Origin of the sequence: Vreelandella sp. F11 (assembly GCF_042466685.1) — a bacterium.
GTDB lineage: Bacteria > Pseudomonadota > Gammaproteobacteria > Pseudomonadales > Halomonadaceae > Vreelandella.
The window spans coordinates 2573061-2592828 of sequence record NZ_CP170448.1 but is presented as its reverse complement, the minus strand read 5'-3'; the positions used below and the strand labels follow the sequence as shown (position 1 = coordinate 2592828).

Annotated in this window: 18 protein-coding genes; 5 read left to right on the top strand and 13 right to left on the bottom strand. The window is 55.3% G+C overall.

What is annotated here, in order from left to right:
• Positions 1-17: 17 nt before the first annotated feature.
• Positions 18-3917: an AAA family ATPase gene (locus tag ACFIOZ_RS11820; protein ID WP_386077797.1), complete on the top strand. Its 3900-nt coding sequence runs from the start codon at positions 18-20 to the stop codon at positions 3915-3917.
• A 21-nt stretch (positions 3918-3938) separates the two neighbouring features.
• Here ACFIOZ_RS11820 and ACFIOZ_RS11815 read toward each other — a convergent pair whose 3' ends face one another.
• The 4 genes from ACFIOZ_RS11815 to queC are packed head-to-tail and all read right to left on the bottom strand — an operon-like array spanning position 3939 to position 6415.
• On the bottom strand, positions 3939-4196 hold the full coding sequence (locus tag ACFIOZ_RS11815) for a YkgJ family cysteine cluster protein (RefSeq protein ID WP_386077795.1): 258 nt from the start codon (positions 4194-4196) through the stop codon (positions 3939-3941).
• Positions 4189-5049 (bottom strand): 6-pyruvoyl trahydropterin synthase family protein, encoded by an 861-nt coding sequence (locus tag ACFIOZ_RS11810; protein WP_386077792.1) that lies wholly within the window; start codon positions 5047-5049, stop codon positions 4189-4191. The genes ACFIOZ_RS11815 and ACFIOZ_RS11810 overlap by 8 nt, the downstream gene beginning before the upstream one ends.
• Positions 5049-5705, bottom strand: coding sequence for a 7-carboxy-7-deazaguanine synthase (gene queE / locus ACFIOZ_RS11805; RefSeq protein ID WP_386077789.1), 657 nt, complete (start codon positions 5703-5705; stop codon positions 5049-5051). Before queE ends, ACFIOZ_RS11810 begins: the two co-directional genes overlap by 1 nt.
• Entirely contained in the window at positions 5705-6415 is a 711-nt protein-coding gene (gene queC, locus ACFIOZ_RS11800; RefSeq protein ID WP_386077787.1) for a 7-cyano-7-deazaguanine synthase QueC, read from the bottom strand. Before queC ends, queE begins: the two co-directional genes overlap by 1 nt.
• 220 nt (positions 6416-6635) lie before the next feature.
• Here queC and ACFIOZ_RS11795 point away from each other — a divergent pair, with 220 nt between their 5' ends.
• Positions 6636-7061: an SRPBCC family protein gene (locus ACFIOZ_RS11795; protein WP_386077785.1), complete on the top strand. Its 426-nt coding sequence runs from the start codon at positions 6636-6638 to the stop codon at positions 7059-7061.
• Positions 7062-7118: 57 nt separating this feature from the next.
• Positions 7119-7727 (top strand): TVP38/TMEM64 family protein, encoded by a 609-nt coding sequence (locus ACFIOZ_RS11790; RefSeq protein WP_386077782.1) that lies wholly within the window; start codon positions 7119-7121, stop codon positions 7725-7727.
• A 5-nt stretch (positions 7728-7732) separates the two neighbouring features.
• On the opposite strand, the gene ACFIOZ_RS11785 is transcribed toward ACFIOZ_RS11790, so the two are convergent.
• The 9 genes from ACFIOZ_RS11785 to ACFIOZ_RS11745 form a co-directional block, all read right to left on the bottom strand.
• Complete coding sequence (locus ACFIOZ_RS11785) at positions 7733-7972, bottom strand: DUF2789 domain-containing protein (protein WP_211594980.1); 240 nt, start codon at positions 7970-7972, stop codon at positions 7733-7735.
• 87 nt (positions 7973-8059) lie between these two features.
• The gene (locus ACFIOZ_RS11780; protein ID WP_386077779.1) at positions 8060-9136 is read right to left on the bottom strand and encodes an asparaginase; all 1077 of its coding nucleotides are present in this window, start codon (positions 9134-9136) and stop codon (positions 8060-8062) included.
• Between the two features lie 29 nt (positions 9137-9165).
• On the bottom strand, positions 9166-10407 hold the full coding sequence (locus ACFIOZ_RS11775; RefSeq protein WP_386077776.1) for an MFS transporter: 1242 nt from the start codon (positions 10405-10407) through the stop codon (positions 9166-9168).
• An 8-nt stretch (positions 10408-10415) separates the two neighbouring features.
• A complete protein-coding gene (locus ACFIOZ_RS11770) occupies positions 10416-10919 on the bottom strand; it encodes a hypothetical protein (RefSeq protein WP_386077774.1) in 504 nt (167 codons plus the stop codon).
• Between the two features lie 95 nt (positions 10920-11014).
• The gene (locus ACFIOZ_RS11765) at positions 11015-12274 is read right to left on the bottom strand and encodes a DEAD/DEAH box helicase (RefSeq protein ID WP_386077771.1); all 1260 of its coding nucleotides are present in this window, start codon (positions 12272-12274) and stop codon (positions 11015-11017) included.
• A 272-nt stretch (positions 12275-12546) separates the two neighbouring features.
• Positions 12547-13053: a helix-hairpin-helix domain-containing protein gene (locus ACFIOZ_RS11760; protein WP_386077768.1), complete on the bottom strand. Its 507-nt coding sequence runs from the start codon at positions 13051-13053 to the stop codon at positions 12547-12549.
• A 65-nt stretch (positions 13054-13118) separates the two neighbouring features.
• A complete protein-coding gene (locus ACFIOZ_RS11755; protein ID WP_386077766.1) occupies positions 13119-13703 on the bottom strand; it encodes a PqiC family protein in 585 nt (194 codons plus the stop codon).
• Positions 13704-13713: 10 nt separating this feature from the next.
• The gene (gene pqiB, locus ACFIOZ_RS11750; protein WP_386077763.1) at positions 13714-15399 is read right to left on the bottom strand and encodes an intermembrane transport protein PqiB; all 1686 of its coding nucleotides are present in this window, start codon (positions 15397-15399) and stop codon (positions 13714-13716) included.
• Positions 15392-16765: a PqiA/YebS family transporter subunit gene (locus tag ACFIOZ_RS11745; protein ID WP_386077760.1), complete on the bottom strand. Its 1374-nt coding sequence runs from the start codon at positions 16763-16765 to the stop codon at positions 15392-15394. The genes pqiB and ACFIOZ_RS11745 overlap by 8 nt, the downstream gene beginning before the upstream one ends.
• A 347-nt stretch (positions 16766-17112) precedes the next feature.
• On the opposite strand from ACFIOZ_RS11745, the gene ACFIOZ_RS11740 reads away from it, so the two are divergent.
• On the top strand, positions 17113-18090 hold the full coding sequence (locus ACFIOZ_RS11740) for a calcium/sodium antiporter (protein WP_386077758.1): 978 nt from the start codon (positions 17113-17115) through the stop codon (positions 18088-18090).
• Between the two features lie 260 nt (positions 18091-18350).
• Positions 18351-19766, top strand: a complete 1416-nt coding sequence (locus tag ACFIOZ_RS11735; protein ID WP_386077755.1) for a cytochrome ubiquinol oxidase subunit I — start codon at positions 18351-18353, stop codon at positions 19764-19766.
• Positions 19767-19768: the final 2 nt, after the last annotated feature.

Genomic DNA, 19768 nt, shown 5'->3' with positions numbered 1-19768 from the left:
CCGGCAGGATGTTTATCATGCGCGATGCTCGTGAGACAGATCAGTTAACACTATTTGGCCATTTTTCACTGACGCAGGGTGAAGATGTTTTAACCCACTTCAGCTACGACAAAGTGAAAGCGCTGCTCGTTTATCTGCTGCTGCACCGTCAGCCGGTTAATCGCGCCGCTCTAGCCGAACTGCTGTGGCCGGATCAAGGGCTATCTTCCGGTAGAACCAACCTACGTCACGCGCTCCACTGTTTACGCCAATCGTTAGGCGAGAGCGCTGACCAAGTGTTGAGTGTCTCCCGGCAAACGATTGCCTTCCAGCTTCCTGCCCATTGGAAAGTTGACCTGCACACGCTTCAGCAGCTCCTTGAAGGGCCGCGCGACCTGGATACCCTGGAAGCGCTGATGACCTGCTACCAAGGTGACCTGATTGAAGAGCTTCAGTTGTCAAGCTGTAGTGAATTTCAGCGCTGGTTAGTCCAGGTGCGCAATGAGTGGCGTCAGCGTGTCATTCGTTTTGCTGAACAGGTGCTCGATGCCCATACCGATGTGCCTGACCTGATCCTGGAAACCCTGGTGAGCCGCTTTTCAGGCTATGGCCCCTTTCATGAACGTTTGGTGCGTCAACTGGCTGAACAGAATCAAATGGCCGCCGCTCACGAGCAGTATAATAGCTACTTGCAGTTACTGGCGTTGTCAGGCCAGCAGCCAGAGCCGAGTTTTTTACAGTTGGCCAGCTACTGGTCTGACGGTCACCACGACCCTCGCATGATGAGTCCCCAGGGGGCGTTTTCCCGTGCGCTGGCGCCTGACAGCAAGCCACTGCGTGAAGACGAAATTGAGCTGCGTCAGCTCTCGGTAATGGCTATCCGGCTGCGCCTTAAAGGGGAGTGGCAAGATCGCGCCGCAACGCGCCACTGCCTTACTCTGCAGTTGGAGCTATTGCGTTGGCTAGAGCAGCAGTGTCATCACTTGGGCGGCTTCTGGCTGCCTGGCGCCACTGGTGGCTTGGGGCTGGCGTGTTTTGGTACCCATGGGCCTGCCCACCAGTTGGCTGAGTTGGTGGCGCTCTATGAGCACTGTCGACAGGCACTTCCTCAAGAGAGCGCCCGCCACTGGTCTGGCGAAGACGACGTACCGCAATTTGAGCTGGCTGCTGGTTTGCACAGCGGGCGAGTCGTCTATTTACCCGAGCGGCAATTGGCGGATCCCCTGGGGCAAGTCACTCAAACATCACTTGAGTTAATGAGCGCAGCCGAAGGCAGTGAGCTGGTTATCTCTCAAGAAGCCAGTCAGCACATGCCACCTGCGCTCGACCTACAGCCGCGGCTGGTATCACGTTTGGTGGCTAGCGACGGTCGCGTGCGGCTTCGCGCTTTAGTGCTGGGTTTAAACGAAGGCGGCCGCGACGCGCTGCCCCCAAGCCTGGTGGGGCGTGAGACCTCTCTGCGCACACTGCGCGACGCGCTGGCGCGAGCAGGTATAGGTTTGCGTCAAAGCGTGTTGGTTCGTGGTGCCTCTGGTATGGGCAAATCGGCGCTGATGGTCGGTTTCCGCCAGTTAGAGCTTAGTCGCGATGCGGCAATTTGCTGGCAGCCCACCACGCGGCTTTCGGTGCTGGATCCCTACGGCGTTGCCCGCACGCTGGTTAGTTGGTATCTCAAGCAGCCGTTAACCGTTGACGCGATTCACGAACTACAGGCAACGCTTGAGTTTGACCAGCTTACGCCCGAGCGCCAGCACCTGTTGGAAGAGGCGCTTGGGGTGCACGAAGTTCAGGAGATCACCCAGCTTGCCCAAAGCGGTGAAGCCGTTGAGCTGGTGGTAATGTTGCTGCACCGCTTAATCGAGCGCCAGGCGACCACCCATACTCTGGTACTGATGGTCGATGATTTACAGTGGCTTGATGAGCCGTCGTTTAAGGTACTCGCTGGTTTGCAGGCACGCTTGCCAATCAATACTGCCTTTATGCTGGTAGCCAGCCATCACGGCAGAGAAGTGTTACCGGTGAAGCTGCACTGGGATCAGCAGGTTAGCTTGGGGAATCTTGATCCGCAGCAGTCTTCGCGGCTATTGTCACAGCTGTCACGGCGCTATCGCATTCATTTGAGCCCGCGGCTACGTAACCAGATCATTGAACGCTGCGATGGCGTGCCGCTCTATATGCAGGAGATTTGTCGGCGTCTGGATATGGATCGCCGTGAGGGGCGTAGTGTCCAGTTCGATGAACTGCCCAAAGGGTTGTTAGGGCTACTGGCTAGCCGCATCGATCAGCTTGAGGGTGACCGCGAAATTGCCCACGTGGCGGCAGTGCTGGGTAAGCGCTTCCGGTTGGATTTCCTGCTGGAGTGCAGCGGTTGGGAAAAAGGGCGGCTTAACCAAGCGCTCGAGCATATGCGGGCGCTGGAGATTGTCGAATCGGTCGATAAAGAGAGCGGCGAGCACGAATATCAATTCAGCCACCAGCTACTGCAAGAAGCGGCCTATCTTTCCTGCCCTCGCGATGTGCGCGTCAAGCTGCACCAGCAAGTGGTGACCTTGATAGAGGAGCGCTTCCCGGTGTGGATTAGTCGCCACCCTGGCGATTTTGCTACCCATCTGCGCCGCAGCGGCCACTATGCTCGTGGTGCGCGCTATTTCGAACTGGCCGCCCGTGAAGCGCTCAAGGTGAGCGCCAATCGAACCGCGCTGCGTATGGCCGATTTCGGGTTGGCGAGCCTGCGCCATGTCGAGCATCAGATTGAGCGTGAAGTGAGCCTGCTCACTGTACGCGGTCAGGCGGCATTCTCATTAGAAGGCCACGGCTCGCCAACCGCTCACGAAAGCTTTGTGCGTGCACGGGAACTACTGCGCGAATCGGGTACCGACAGCCTGGAAGACCCGGAAGATCTTGAGCAGATATTCCTGGTTAAGTGGGGGCTTTGGGTCGGCCGCAGCCAGCGCTATGCCCATGCAGATGCTTTTGCATTGGCTTCGACTCTCGCTGATATAGCTGCCCGTCTTGAAGATCCTCGTTATCGTCGCTTGGCCGACTATGCCCGAGCCAACTGCGAGTATTGGGCCGGTCGCATTCAACAGGCTCATGACCATTTGGATGAAATCGATCCGCTCAATGTGCAGATGATGATCGAATGGTTGCCGTTCTCCGATCACCCGCAAGTATCGGCGGCCTGCTTCCAAGGTTGGGCGCTCTGCCTGCGGGGGGATTATCAGCGTGCCGAGCGCCAAGTGTCGGCGGCGATTCGGCTGGCGGAGAAAATTGCCCACCCCGGCACTTTGGCGCTGGCGCTGCTATTTGCCGCTGCGCTCTATCGCCAGCTTGGCCACGTCCACTTAGCCGCGCGGCATGCGGAGCGGGCGGCGGCAATGACCGGAACGCCTGATTTACAACTGTGGCAAATTTCCAGCCAGTGTATCCTTGGTTGGCAACAAGCCTTGGCGGGCGACACGGCTGGGTTGACTCAGTTGCGGGATAGCCTGGATCAGATGGCGGAACTGAATGGCCGTGACCGCTATCAGCGGCCAGTGTTGTGGTACTCAGATGCCTGCATTGAACTAGGTGAACTAAACGCCGCAGAGGATTACCTTGACCAGTGCTTGGTCATTGCCCGTGAGCGTACCACGCTGTTTCTGCCTGAATTAGCCACCCAGCTCGCCAAGGTGCGCGATCTACTTGGGCATCCTGCCAATGAAGTCAAAGCACTGGCTGACATGGCGATTAACCAGTCCCGCGAGCACGGCAATCGCCACCAGGAGTTAGCGGCCCTTGAACTATGGCTAACGCGCATTGAGCCCAACGATCAGCAGGCCAAAGAGAGCTTTAGGCAGCTGTTGAGCGAAGTCAGCCACAGTGATGCCCCGGTGCTAACACGTTGGATCAGCTTGTTGGATCGCCGTTTGCCACGGCCGGTTGGCGCTGAAGGTTGATAAGCTGAAGCAGGGCGCTGTTTAACGGGTGTCCTGCTCCAGCCAAGTCAAGGTGACCAGCGCCTCTTCCCTGTGTTCGCCGCACACACTGGCGTCAAAGTTAAAGCGCTCGCAAACTCTGGGGCGACTCGGATCGCCGAACAGGCGGCATAGATTGTGCTCATCTAGCTGAACACAGCGGACGCCCGCCGGCTTGCCCTCAGGCATGCCGGGGATGGCTGAACTGATAGAGGGCGCGATGCAGCAGGCGCCACACCCCGCACGACACCCTTCACTCATAGCCTGCTACTGGAGTAGCACTGGCAGAAGACATGGCAATCGCGCCCTTATTGATACCCTCAAAGGCCTGGATGCGTGTGTTTGTTCCACTTTGCGTGGCAACCTCTTTTGCCAGCCAGGCGGCGATATTTTCTACCGTGGTAGGGCCGGGAAGGAGTGCGCATAGCGACTGTGGCAGCGTAATGGAGAAATCGCCTTGGGCGGCCCGATAGCCGCAGGTAAGGAAGTCGTTTTCCTGCGAGGTGATATCCGCCTCTTCAAGCAGGTAGCGATTATCCAGCCATGCGGCCCACTGCTGTTCGAGCTTGGGTTGACGCACCCCTTGCTGAAAGATATGTAGCCGCGAACGGTGGCCGTGGGCGATACGCTGGCAGTTACCTAAGTGGCGCTTCAGGCCATGGGTGTAGCCATAGGCAGCGCCTTCAATGGCCTCGTCGCTAAGCGTCAGAGTGACCTGGTGGACATTGTTAGGGCGCTGTTCGGTGAGCTGCTGGCTTAAATACTCAGCGATCGTGTCAAGCTCGATAGTGTGCCAGGGTAGCAGGCTAAAGGCCTCTTTTGGCCCCCTGACTTCCATCGGGTAGGGCGTGGTAGTTCGCACGCACACACCTTCAGGGCACTCTGTAACAGTCACTCCAGGCGCTTGGGTGGGCACTAGCAGAGTATGATCCAAACCGCTGTCTAACGTCCGCTTGATCCATGGCTTGACTTCACCAAAATCGAACAGCATGCCATCTTCGCCCAGCTCGCCATCCAGCACTGCGTCCACCTGCCAGCTGCAGCCCACTAGACCGCGCTTGGAACACCAAAGTGAAACGTCAATATGGGTTAGTTGGTTCACGAATAGGGACATTAATCAAAACCTGCTAATTTGTGCATTTGTAGCGACAGGCGCCACTGGGGATTAGCCATACAGTAGGCGGTCGCTTCAGCGACGGTACTCTTATCCTGACTGAAGGGGGCAAGATCCATCGGTTGTAAAAAGAAGTGGCGAAACCCCAGGCTTGAAAACTGCTCCGGGGAAGCGTCCTCCTGGGGGTAAACGAGCTTTAACTCATCGCCTTGGGTAACGGCCAGCGGATTGCTACCCTTAGGGCTGACACACAGCCAGTCAATGCCAGGGGGTGGTGTGAGCGTGCCGTTGGTCTCGACGGCCACCTCAAACCCATGGCTATGCAGCGTGGCAATCAGCGTAGCGTCAAGCTGCAGCAGCGGCTCTCCGCCGGTAAACACCACATAGGGCGTCGCATTCGACTTGACGTCACTGCTTTGGTTGGGCCACAGCGCGGCAATGTGCTCAGCAAGGGCAATGGCAGTGGCAAACTTGCCGCCATTGATGCCGTTAGTGCCAATAAAGTCAGTATCGCAAAAAGTGCATTTCGCCGTCGCACGATCAATCTCACGGCCCGACCACAGATTGCAGCCGCTAAAACGACAGAAAACGCTCGCTCTGCCTGCTTGAGCACCTTCCCCCTGCAAAGTATAAAAGGCTTCTTTGACCTGATACATCAGCGCTGACCTACTGCGCTGTCTACGCGGTAAGCCAGTGGGTCGGTGACGCCGTTGGCGGCAAAGGCGGCCAGTCGTTCACGGCAGCTGCCGCATACGCCACAGGCAAGTTCACGGCCTTCATAGCAGGTCCAGGTATGGTGGTAATCCAACCCCATCGCCAAGCCTTCACGCAGGATGTCGGCCTTACTCGCAGAAAGATAAGGCGCATGTAGCTTCACTGGCTCGAAGTTGGCAATGCCCGCTACGTGATTCATCGCCTCGACGAATTCGGGTCGACAGTCTGGGTATAAAACGTGGTCGCCGCCATGGGCACCGTAGTCGACTCGCTCTGCGCCAATGTTGACGGCCTTGGCTATCGCCAGAGAGAGCAAGATCATATTGCGATTGGGTACGACGGTAGCGCGCAGGTTATCCCCATCATAGTCGCCCTGGGGCATTATCTGGTCAGGGTTGGTGAGCGCCGAATTGTCAATTAGGCTGTGTATGGCGCGAATATCGACTACTTGATGGGGTAGCCCCAGCGATGCGCAGACTTGGCGTGCAGTGTCGAGTTCGCGAGCATGCCGCTGACCATAGTCAAACGAAAGCGCGTGTACGTTTAGTCCTTCACGCAGTGCGCGGTGCAGCACGGTAAAAGAGTCCATTCCACCGGAATAGATAACGACGGTGGTGGCTGCATCGGCAGCCACAGGAGGTAGTGATGACATGAGAAAGTACTCTGTGCCGGAGAATTTATTAATCGCGAGCAGCCAATAGCTGTCGCAGCGTTCCGGGGTCCGGTCCGGAAGGGCGGCAGTTTACGCAATAGCCGTTAGTCTGACCAGTTCTAGCGCCCATCCTGTCCCTCATTGAGGTAAAAAGTGCAGAGGCGGGCAGCATGAATATCAACATGCTACGCTATCTATCCATGCTGTTAGAGGCAAAGCAATGGCAACGATTGAACATAGTGAAATCATTAGCGCTCCGCCCGAACGAGTATTCGAGCTATTGCGCCGCGTCGAGGATTTTGCCGACTACTCGGATCTAATTCGCTCAATAGAAACGCTGGGCGAAGACCGCTATCGATGGCATGTACGTGCCGTAGGTATGGACTGGGCGTTTGATGTAGTGGTGACCGAGATCCAGCCGCCCCATGTGCTTGCCTGGGAGTCGTTGGATGGTGTGAAGAACCAGGGACGTTATCGCCTTCGTGAGGTGCCAGAAGGTACCGAAGTGGCCTTGACGTTGAGCTATGAAATTCGCAATCGCTTAATGGAGAAAGCTGTCAACAAAGCGGCCAAGCCACTCGTGGGTAAAGTTAGCCGACAAATTCTTGAACGTGTAGAGGCGCGTTTGCATGACAAGCAAGTTTGAATGAATAGCCCACCCCGATACCCTTGGCGCTGGGCCTTAGGGTTTACATGTGTTGCCATGCTGGCTTATGTGTGGCTTTGGTATTCGCCAGATTTGATGGCGTTGAAGCAGTGGGCTTCCCAGGCATCCCATCATCCTGTTGTTATTATTGGGGTGATGGTGATTATGGCCGTTACGTTAGCCATTGGACTGCCCGGTAGTATCGGGCTGTGGTTAATTGCGCCCTTTTATCCTCCGATGATAGCCACCGCGATGCTGACACTCAGCAGTGTGGTAGGCGCTTTGGGTGCCTATCAAATAGCCGCGCGCGCTGGTAGAAACTGGGCTCCTAGCGGTCTGACGTTGAAGGTGATGGATATGTTGGAGCAGCGTAGCGATCTGATAACCCAGTGTGCCCTGCGGATACTGCCCGGCTTCCCTCACTCGGTTATCAATTTTGCGGCAGGCCTGCGTAGTATCTCCCTTAAGACTTATTTGTTGGCAGCAACGCTTGGTTTAGCAGTGAAGTGGGCTGTTTATAGCAGTGCGATCTACGGCACCTTAGAGGCCATTGAGGAGGAGGACGCGCTGCAATTTGATGTGGTGCTGCCATTAATAGCACTGGCATTGCTACTGTTGATAGGGGCTTGGTTTAGGCGCCGCGTAGAGGCGGCGCGCAAAGCTTGAGGTTTTTATTGGGGTTTATGCATTGAGGCGTCAAGGTGATCAACGACCTCTGCCCAGTCAGCATCCTCATCGACGGCTTCTTTTAGGAAATCTGCCTGGCCCTCGTTCCAGCAGGGGGCTTCAGCCAATGGCATGGTTTCTGGAAGAGGAGCGTTGCGCTGGATAAAACGCTCAATTGACGCAGCGTCAGAGGCTAGGCCCAACTGCTCGAATAGCTCGCTGAAATGGTGCACCGGTTTTTCCATAATCTGTTGCTCCTTCAAACGGTTAGAATGCTTCCTTTAACATAGCTTGATTCTCAGCCTGCGCCACCTTTGAGCGACTTTGCTTGGCTAGCGTTCACCGATTAGCGATGTTAAGAAGCGCTGACGCTGATCTTCCAACGTGAGCGGTTGTGCCAGTAAGTGGGCCAGCTTGGTGAAAGCCGCTTCTGGTGTCATAGCGTCGCCTGAGAGAACGCCTGCGTCGCTAAGGCCATGTCCCGCCGCGTAAGCACCCAAATGGACACTCCCCTGGGGGCACTGGCTAATGGCGGCGAGCAGCTTGCCTTCGCCACTGGCTCTGGCGAGCACATCAAGCAAATCGGGGTCGTCAGGGAGATTGCCAGCACCCCAGAGCTGAAGTAACGCCCCTTTGACTCGTGTATCACTCAACCAGGCGTCTAGCTGCCAAGCTGATATGCCCGGCCAAAGGGCGATGCGAACGATTTCTCCCTGGCTGATTAGTCGGTAGTCGGGGATCTCGAAGCGTGGTGCGCCACGCTGCTGCAGGCCAAGCCCGCGGCTGGGGTAGTAAACAAAATCGTCACCTACCCGTTCGCCGAGCAGCGGATAGTTGGGGCTGGCGAAGGCGTTGGCTGCTTCGCTGTGCTGCTTGATAGCTCGGGCGCCACGCAGCAGTTGTCCTGAAAAGTAAATAGTGACTTCTTGGAGTGCGGGCTTGGCGGCAAACTGCAGCGCACCGTGTAAATTGTCCATGGCATCGCTGCCAGGGGCTTCCAGTGGAAGCATGGAGCCCGTGACGACCACTGGTCTATCTAATCCCTGGAGTTGGTAGGCAAGGCTAGCGGCAGTCCAACTGAGTGTGTCGGTGCCGTGAATGATCACGAAACCGGCGTAGGCCGTTAATTGGTCGTTAATATCACGGGCGAGCTGTTGCCAAGTGAGCGGGGTAGCCGCACTTGAGTCAATCAGCGTAACGTAGCTGACGACCTCATAAGCAGGAAGGGATTGCTGTTGGACAAGCGGTAGTCGGCTAAGAGCCGCCGCCATGCGAGTAGGAAAGTCGCCGCCAGGCGCAAGGCCTTCAGCATGCGGTTGCATACCGATGGTTCCGCCCGTATAGATGACCAGGATACGCTCTTGGGCGGGCATGCTCTCAGCTAGAGGGGAGTAGGGGGGCATCGCCATCTCCTGGGGCTTTAGTTAAAACCTGCCAATCAAACAGTGGGGGTAGCGCGCTGAACCAATAGTTCACCGCTATGATCGTCTAGGCGCTGATTGCGACCCGCCAATAGCGCAAAGCCACCACAAACGGTAATCAGGGCGATCAACAACCAGGCAATATGCGCTGTGTTGGCGCCTGCTTGTAGCATAACCCCCACACCAAAAGGCCCCAGTGCTGCGAGTGTATAACCACCGCCCTGGACAAGCCCAGAAAGTTGACCGGCCAGGCGTGAGTTGGCCGTGCGTAAGACCAGCAGGCTTAGCGCCAGGCTAAAGCTACCGCCCTGGCCGATACCGAGTAGTGCAGCGCCGGGCCATTTCCAAATTAATGGGGCGATCAGCAGCATCCACAACCCAATGGCGGTACTCAGCAGCACAAGCAGTAGCGCAGGACGCTGGTCACGCCCCATGCGTGCAAGCCAGGGGGCACCTAGTGCGGAGACGAGTTGGCACATAATCGAAATTGCCATCGTCCAGCCCGCATCCGCCTCGTTGTATCCGCGATCAACTAGCAGGGTCGGTAGCCATCCAAAGACGATATACGCCATGGAAGACTGAATACCCATATAAAGCATGATGTGCCAGGTGAGCGGCTGCTTAAGTAGCAGTAAAATACCGCTTTGGGGCGGTGTAGGCTGGCTTCCCCGTGGGTTGGCTGTCAGCTGAGCGGAGACCCGTGTAGGACGGGGCATTTGAAAGTGCCACAGCAGCAGTGCGAAGAGTGCTAGCAGTGACCAGCTCATTAAGCTTGCCTGCCAACTGCCCAAAAGTTGGGTCAGTGGAACGCTAAGCCCGGCACCTAAAGCGCCTCCTAGGCAGAGTGCCATGGTGTATAAGCCAGTGAGGAGGTCGGCACTGTTGGGAAGTTCGCGTTTGACCAGGGCCGGTAGCAGGGTGCCTCCAACGCCAATTGCGCAGCCTGCCATCGCCGAGCCTATAAAGAGCGCGCCGGGCAGCGGCAAACCACGCAAAATCAGCCCTGCTGCCAGTAGGGTCAAGGCCGCACTCAGCGCCCGTTCGCTGCCTATACGTTTAGCCAGAACGGGGGCAAGCGGCGCGGAGAGGCCCAAAAACAGCACGGGAAGCGTGGTGAGTAGCCCCGCAGCCGCCGCGGAAAGCCCCGCGCTTTCTTGCAGGCGAGTCAGTAGTGGGGCAACCGAAGACATGGCAGGGCGTAAATTAAGCCCCACCACAACCATCAGCAAAATAAACGTAATCGAGCGACGCGTTGCCATACGAGTAGTTACTTAAGGTGGGGACGCAAGTCTCCGCGAACGGCATCGAGTAGCGTAATAAAGTGGTAGTCCTGGGGGGTGTCCAGGCAGTCGACCCTGACGTTTGTGCGCATTCCTTTATCCATATTCAACTGGTCAAATATTTCTAAAGTAAGCTTGCGAGCAGGTTTGTCGCCTGGCGCCAAGATGCCATCTTCTAGGGTAAAGGTTTCAAGCAGGGTGACGCGTACGCGAGTGCTATTGCCTTCGCTAAGCACACGGCGCACAAATAGCCAGCCTTCGCAGGGAAGAGCGTGGTTGTCATCCCGTTGGCGTAAGAAAATCGTGCGGTAGCAGGCGCCTTCAACCGACGCTTTTTCAGCCATGCTGCGATAGGCCTGCACCACCTGGTTTGCTGACGCCCGGGCATCCTCTAAACGCTGTACTATCCCTTGATGTTCGCGGCTGAGCTGCTCTTGACGTTGAAACGTCAGCCATTGGCGGTACTCGTTCATCAGTTGAGAAGACGCCATAATCACTCCATGAAAGGTGTTGGCTTAAATAAGTGCTGGAAACAGCGGCTTGGAATATGCAAAGGCGATACCTTCGCATATTCCTACACGCTGAGCTAGCGCCGCGCGCGGCGTTTACGTTCGCCGCCGGTGTTGGCACTCTGACCTTCAGGTTTGCGTTTGGCGCGTGGCTGACGTTGATTGCGTCGGCCATTCTCAATGGGCTCAGGTTTGATGCTGGGGTCGGGCTCAAAGCCAGGTTCAATATGCTTTGGTAGCTTCTGTTTGATTAGCCGTTCAATATTGCCCAGCAGGGCGTCTTCATCGACACACACCAATGAAACGGCTTCGCCATCGCTGCCAGCACGACCGGTGCGGCCAATGCGGTGAACATAATCTTCCGCCACGTTGGGTAGATCGAAATTAACCACGTGAGGCAGCTCATTGATATCCAATCCACGAGCAGCGATATCGGTGGCCACGAGTACCTGTAGATCACCGCTTTTAAATGCCGTTAGCGCGCGGGTGCGAGCTCCCTGGCTTTTATTGCCATGGATCGCCATGGAAGGGATGTCCTGCTTGGAGAGCTGCTCGGCAAGGCGATTCGCGCCATGCTTGGTGCGCGTAAATACCAGTACCTGGAACCAGCCGTGTTGCTGAATTAAGTGGGCTAGCAGCTCGCGTTTCTTCTCGCGATCAACACGGTAAATGGCCTGCTCAATTTTATCGGCAGTCGCATTACGCGGTGCTACTTCAATCATCGCCGGATTATCCAGCAGCTGTTGCGCCAGGGTCTGAATCTCATTTGAGAATGTCGCTGAGAACAGCAGGTTTTGGCGCTTTTTAGGCACCAGGCGCAGCAAGCGTTTAATGTCGTGAATGAAGCCCATATCCAGCATGCGGTCAGCTTCATCGAGCACTAAAATCTCAACGCAGGAGAGATCCACGTGCCCCTGCTGGTGGAGATCCAGCAGGCGTCCTGGGGTGGCAACCAATACATCCAAACCGGCTTTTAGGGCATCGATTTGAGGCTGTTGGCCGACGCCACCAAAAATAATGTGGGAGCGGAGTGCCAGATGTTGGCCATAGCTCGACACGCTTTCGCCCACCTGAGCGGCAAGCTCTCGTGTAGGGGTTAGTACCAGTGCACGTACCTGACGTTTCCCAGGACGCTTGCCTGTATTATTCAGGCGTTGCAGCATTGGCAGCGTAAAACCAGCGGTTTTACCCGTGCCGGTTTGGGCGCTGGCCAGCATGTCACGGCCTTCAAGTACAACGGGAATAGCCTGTCGTTGTATCGGGGTAGGCTCAGTGTAACCTTGCGCTGTGACAGCGCGTAACAAATCGGCGTGCAGGCCAAGTTCAGAAAAGCTCATGCGTTCTCCGCAGTCACCTAGTGAATTAATACCGGTAAGTGGTTGTTATCACTAGGTGTAATGTTCAAAAAGCGAGGTTGATTCACCTTCGCGGCAGCGAAGTGTGCCAGATAATTCAGTGTGCCGCGATGGTCGTTGGTTAGCCGTGGATGACCATGACAGGAGACGTGAAGGTTATAGCGCCAAGCGGCACTATCATCCTGGTGTGCACGGACACACCAGAAAACTACGTGTCAGTAATAAGCCGCATAGTATAACACGGTTATAGGGCCTCAGGTTGTTTCGCTGAATCGTGCCAGTGGCGGGGCCTGGGCATGGAGTGGAATTAGCCGTGCTAACGTAGCCGCGGGCAGGTTGAGCTGGGCCACTTCTTTGGGGGTTAATGCAAAAAAGTGCTCAGGGGTGAAAATACCTATCTGAAATAGTTGCCGGGCCGTGGCTGGCCCTATGCCGTCGAGCGTCAGCAGTTGTCGTGCAAAGAGGGTAATAAAACGACCCTCCTGCTGTTCATCAAAATCGACGCTGGCCGTTTGATAATAGTGCCCCGCTTGGCTTGCAATAAACTGCTCAATGCGCTGCAGCGCGGATAGCGTTGAAGTGCCAAGAGGCTGCGCCGCTAACTGATCACGCAGGTCGTCGTGGCTTTTTAAAGCCGTTTCGAGCACACCTTGGGTCAACTCACCCTCAAGCAGTGCCGTTACGGTATGCATTAGGGTGTTAATGTTATCGCGCAGTTGTTCTGCGGGCAGATCCGTGGTCTGGCTCGGTTCAGCTGTCATATTGACATCCCTGAGAGGGTTAGCATTAAGCGTAGTGCAGCAAGCTCAGTTTAGAAAAGCGCTGATTAATCAAAATAATCACCCTGACGGATTTCAGTGGCGATAAGTTCGGCGGCTCGATCCCAGCTATCACTTAATGCGCGCACTAGGGCGGGGTAGCCATCCTCTGCTAGAGGGGTTTCCGCATAGAAGTTTTCCATCGCTAACAGCTCGCCAGTATCGTTAAGTAATTGCCATTGGCCGCTAGCCACGGCGACACCGTCAAAGCGCCCCTGAAATTGATCCACGTTGAGGCGCAGCGTCAAGGCGTTGGCCTGTTTGCCTTCCGCTCGCATAACTCTAAGCGTTGGCAGCGCTTGCGCCAGGTTGCCGCGCAGATTTCGTTCTAACTGCCTGCCTAACCCTTCTGCCCACTGATGTTCCCGAGCGGCGTTTAACGTAATATCGTCTAGCTGCATCACGATGCCGTCGACATCCAAATAGTGGGCAAGCCGAGGGGCGTTCACTATCAGCGTGCCCTCGGGCTGGCGAGCGGTGCTAGTCAGCGGGTCGCTCGGCAGCATATAGCGAGAGGGGGGCGTGACGCTGCTGGCGCAGGCGGATAACAACAAGCAGAGCAGCAGCAGTGAACATCTCATCCATATGAACATCGTTAGCTCCTTAATCTCGTGGCGCGCGCGGGATGGGGTCTTGGGCATCCAGATTGTCAAACAACAGCGCTCTGGGGTTGTCATTGAGCGTACGTGTCAATGGCTGTAGGTCACGCATCAAGCGATCCAACCGTTCAATGGCCGTAGTAAGCTCTTGATAAGCTGGCGATGAGGGCGATAAGCCCTGGAGCGTGCTGCGTAGTTCATCCAGCGTCGCGTTAAGGTTTCCTCCAACGGCCTGAGTTTCAGGATCATTGAGCAACTGGTTCAAAGAGGCGCTCACTTCGCGAACTTCATTCAGCATCTGCTCGGAAGCTTGTAAGTTCCGATCTAAGCCGGTTAGCAGCGGCTCAACCTCAAGGGCGTTTAGCTTATCAAGTAAATTGGTCACTTGGGCCTGTATCTGGGCAAAGCCGCCAGGTACGGTGGGAAACACTGAGCGATCTGAGAAGCGCTCGGCAACATACTCATCGGCCAAGTCTCGCTGAAAGTTTAAGTCGACAAACAGGGCGCCCGTTAGCAGACTGCCATTTTTTAGCGATGCGCGTAGACCCAGGCCGAACATACGCTGGAACCGCGCCTCCCACTCTTCGAGATCAATATCGCTATTTTCAATACCCAGGCGCTGAGGCTCAATCCTGATGAGTACTGGGATAGCAAAGCGGGCCCGTGAGTCGGGCTGTGGTGCGGTAAAATTCCAGGGCACGGCAGCAACGGTGCCCAATCTCACGCCGCGAAACTCTACCGGCGCTCCTTTTGAGAGCCCGCGCACTGTTTCGTCTACCAACAGGACATACTCTAGGTAGCGATTAAAGGTACCTTCTCGGGCGGCGTTTTCATCGGCATAGAGGGTGAAGCGGGTATTGGCTTCAACCGGCTGTCCCATGGGCAGGTCTTCGGGTACGCCGAAGGTAACACCGCCACCCAGCAGTGCCTCCAGGGATTCCACGTTTACGCGTACACCGTCGGCGTCTAAGCGAAAGTCGATACCGCTAGACGTCCAAAAGCGGGTGCTGTCGGTCACTAAATTGGTGTACGGCTCCTCAATAAAGACTTGGTGCTGCATGGTGCGTGAGAGAGGCTCAAAATTATTCTCTTCAATACGCCCCACGGTATAGCCCTGGTAAGAAACCGGGTCACCTACCCGCAGTGAGTTGCCCAGTTGGCTCGTCAAACTAAGACGCAGCCCCGCTTGGCCGGCGGGCGCAACAGGGGGGATATCGCTGACGGGAAATTCCCGTCGTGGTGCTTCTGCCGTGCCTGGCTCAAGCTGAATGTAAGCACCGGAGAGTACAGTGCCCAAACCACTAATACCCTCACGGCCAATGCGTGGCTTAACCACCCAAAAGCGGGTGTCTTCGCGCAGAAGATCCTCAACCTCCGGCTGAATACGAGCGGTCAACACCGCGTGTGAAAGGTCGTCCGACAAACGCACACCCTGCACCCGGCCGACTTCTACATTGCGGCTCCGAATCAGTGTGTTACCCGCTTCTATCCCCTCGGCGCTCTCCATAGTCAGTGTCACCAACGTGCCACGACTGGCGTAGTTGTCATAAACCAGCCATAGACCAATGGCAATCGCAACGATGGGCACGATCCAAATAGGGGAGAGCCGGGTTTGGCGTGAGGTTTTGGCCTTATTAAGATCCTGATCGTTTGTTGGATTGGTATTAGGCGGTGTTGTTTCATTAGCCATCAACAGGTTCCTTGGTGGCCGCTTTACGGCGAAGAAGGGAGTGACGAGGTGGAATTGGAGTGTCCCAAATTAAGCGCGGATCAAATGTCATCGCCGCTAGCATGGTTAATACAACCACCGAGCCAAAAGCGAGTGCCGCCGGGCCTGGTGTAATTGACATCAAGGAGCCTGCGCGAATCAGTGCGACTAATATGGCTACCACAAAAACATCGACCATTGACCAGCGTCCAATAAATTCTGTTAGCCGATATAGTCGTGTACGAGTTTGGGCGTTGAGTGCGCTGCTACGTCGAACCACTAAGCATAGCCAAACTAGCGCCAACAACTTGCCCACGGGAACGATCACGCTGGCAATAAAAATAACAGCCGCAATCGGCCAGGAGCCCATCTGGATCAGCTGCACCACACCGCCAATAATGGTTGATGGTGAGGAGCTGCCCAGGCTGGTGGTGGTCATAATGGGGTATACATTGGCAGGAATATACATAACGGCCGAGGCGGCGAGAAGTGCCCAGGTGCGCTGTAAGCTATGCGGCAGTCGCTGATGAAGCTTTTCATTGCAGCGAACGCAGTGACCCCGCCCCTGAGGCGATAACCGGTTGATCAGCCCGCAGGTTGGGCAGCCGGTCAGGCCTTGATCGCCAGCAGGCAATCCTGTTTGCGTACCTTCGGGTGCCAGTGGTTCTCCCTCTAACGAGAACCACATCCAGTCGGCATCCAGGGACTGGGTTGTCATCAGTAGCAGGAGTGCAAAAGCACAAAATGCCCAGAAAGAGATGCCTAAGGTCACATCAGCCAATCCGGCGATTTTTATCAGGCTTACCAGAGCACCAATAATGAACACATCGGCCATCATCCATGGTGTTAAGTGCGCCAGTGAGCGTGCGATGTCACGGCTAAAGGGCAGGGGGCGATCACGGAGTAACCCAAACTGAAGCCAAAGAACCCCGAGTAGATAGACGGCGGGGAGTACAACAATGGTCATAATGACGGCAATAGCGACCACCGGCTGATGAAAACCAATCAGTGTGGTGGCTGTCTGGGTCAGCTCAATGCGGTTGCTCACCCCACTGACTGTAAAGCTAATAAAGGGAAACGACACTGCGACCATCAGCGCAACAAACGAGGCGATGGCCAGAGCCATGCTGCGCTGTGCCGGGTAGCGGTGGCGTTTAACCAAAACATGCGAGCAGCGCGGGCAACTGGCTTTCTCACCCGAATTTAATGGCGGCAGTGCCGATACCCAGTCGCACTCGTGACAGGCACGCAAACGCCGTCGCTGAGTTCTAGCCTCAGGTGGTAAGCGGTCAACGAGGGGGGCATTAACCGGTAATGTTCGGCGCTTAATCAATCGTTGTGGAAGCAAAAAGTAAAACTCTCAGTGCGAACCCCTAGCAAAGCTACTAGGATGTGGCGAATTAGGCTGTTAACTGCGCATTTTAGCAAGCCTATGTCGCTGAAACAGTGCTAAAAAAGTAGGCTGGCCGCTTGACCAAAGCGTTAGTTTAGACAACGATGCTGCGGCGCAGTGACGAGCAGTCAAATTCGATCATAATGGCCGCGTACTTTTCTGTCAGGTTGGTTCTTCATTAAAGTGTCGCAGTTTAGCGGTCAGGATGGCTAGTAATAGCACCTGACTGCTGTCGCTATAAAGTGGTACTTCGGTACAAAATCTGCAAACTGTGACAATCATTATGTCATGAAGGAAATGGAATGTTGCTTCCTACACTAGCGGTGGTGCTTGGATTGGTTTTATTGGTCTGGAGTGCCGAGAAATTTATCGACGGCGCTGCGGCAACATCGCGTTGGCTTGGCCTCTCCCCATTGCTGATCGGTATGTTGATCATAGGGTTTGGAACCTCGGCGCCAGAAATGATGGTGTCCGTTCTGGCAGCGCTGGATGGAAATCCTGGCTTGGCTGTCGGTAATGCCTACGGTTCAAATATTGCCAATATCGGTTTGATCCTCGGTTTAGTAGCCCTTGTGGCGCCTCTTTCGGTGCATTCTAGCGTTATTAGTAAAGAGATGCCTATCCTGATGCTGGTCATGCTGGCAACGGGCTTAATGCTGCTTGACGGTTTCGTCGCGCGCTGGGAGGCCATAGGGCTGCTGTTGGCGCTGGTTGTTTTTATCGTTGTGAGTATCGTTCGCTCGCGCAATCAACCCGAAGATGCGCTGGTTGCTGAAGTAGCAGAAACCCTGGATAGCAAGCCGATGTCCCGGGGCAAAGCAATCATGTGGACCCTGGTAGGGTTAGTGCTGTTAATCGCTAGTTCGCGGCTACTGGTGTGGGGAGCTGTAGAAATTGCGCTGCGCTTTGGTGTGAGCGACTTGATAATTGGGCTTACCGTGGTTGCTATTGGGACGTCGCTACCTGAGCTAGCCTCCTCGATCACTGCCCTACGCCGAAATGAGCACGACATGGTGCTGGGGAACGTAGTCGGATCCAATCTCTTTAACAGCTTGGCAGTGGTGGGCCTTGCCGGTGTTATTGCGCCCATCGAAGCGGGGCGCGAAGTGCTGGTGCGCGACTGGAGTGTGATGACCGGAATGACGCTACTGATGATTCTGTTTGCATTCTCCTGGCGTGGCCGCCCACGGCGTATAAATCGCTTGGAAGGGGGGATTCTTCTGGCGCTATTTATCGCGTACACCGGTTATATGGTCAGCGTCGTTATAATGTCGCGGTAGCCTTATTTCGTCATTGTGCGGTTGGTGCGTCAATGCGACTCATCTTGGACATCTGATGGCTGTAATATAATGGCTGTCCAAGAGGGGCTAGTGATAAAAGCTTAGTTCTGCAAAGCAAACGCAAAAAAACGTCGTGCAAAGGAACCTAGCGTAAAGAAATAAGCTTAGTGCTTATAACTAAAAGTGTCGTGCCATGAAGGCTCAACTAAGCTTGTGTTAACCCATCCATGGGATACCGATTCAGGTCTTAGGAGAGTGAAATGGAACTTGATCCGCTGGTGTTGTCGCGATTGCAATTTGCATTCGTCGTGTCGTTTCACGCCATCTTCCCCGTGTTTACTATTGGCCTTGCATCCTACATAGCGCTGCTTCACGGCCTTTTCTTCAAGACGAAGAACCCTGCGTGGGATCGCCTGTCGCTATTCTGGACAAAGGTGTTTGCCGTTGTCTTTGGCATGGGGGTGGTATCCGGCATTGTTATGTCATTCCAGTTTGGTACTAACTGGAGTAACTTTTCTCAGGCTTCATCTAACTTCCTTGGCCCCATGCTCAGCTATGAAGTCGTGACGGCGTTCTTTTTAGAGGCAGCCTTCTTGGGCGTGCTGCTGTTTGGTCGCGGTAAGGTGCCCCAAGGGGTTCATTTATTTGCCGCCATTATGGTGGCAGTGGGCACCTTTATCTCCTCCTTCTGGATTCTGTCTGCTAACAGCTGGTTGCATACCCCGGCGGGTGTGGAGCTAGTCGACTTCCGCTTCCACGTCACTTCGTGGAGCGAAGCAATCTTTAATCCCTCTTTTCCCTACCGCTTTATGCATATGGCTGTTGCCTCGTTTTTGACCGGTGGCTTTGTTGTGGCCGGGGTGAGTGCCTGGTTTCTATTGCGTGATCGTGATCCGGAAGCGAATCGCCGTGCGCTCTCTATGTGCCTTTGGCTACTGCTTTTTTTAGCGCCCACCCAGGCAGTTATCGGCGACTTCCATGGCATTAATACGTTAGAGCACCAGCCGACTAAAGTGGCGGCGATGGAAGGTCACTGGGAAACCTCTGGCAATGTACCGCTGCTGCTGTTTGCGATTCCTGATCAAGATGCTCAAACCAATCACTTTGAGCTGGGTATTCCGAACCTGGCCAGTATTATCTTGACCCACTCTATTGACGGGGAAGTGCCGGGTATTAGCGAGGCGGCGCCTGAAGAGCAGCCGCCGGTGCTGATCGTTTTCTGGGGCTTCCGTGTCATGGTGGGAATTGGGCTGCTAATGATTGTGGTGGCGCTAACCGGGCTGGTATTGCGTCGTAAAGGGCGTATCTATGACAAGCGGCTATTCTTAAAAGGCCTGACGGCGATGATTCCAATGCCGTTTGTTGCTGTCTTGGCGGGGTGGATCGTCACCGAGTCAGGACGCTCCCCGTGGTTGGTTTACGGCATGATGACTCATGCAGAGGGGTTAACGCCCTCGCTCACTGGCCCAATGGCGCTGTTTACGTTGATCGGCTATGTCTTGGTCTACGCAGTGGTGTTTTATGCCGGTATTTATTACCTGACGCGCGTTGTGCGTAACGGCATGCTGCCGGAAGAGGAGCGCGAAACCACTGACGAAAACTTCAAGCGTCCGATGCGGCCTATGTCGGCGGCGCATACACCTTTTGACGATGACGTTGACCCGGTGAGGAGCTAGAC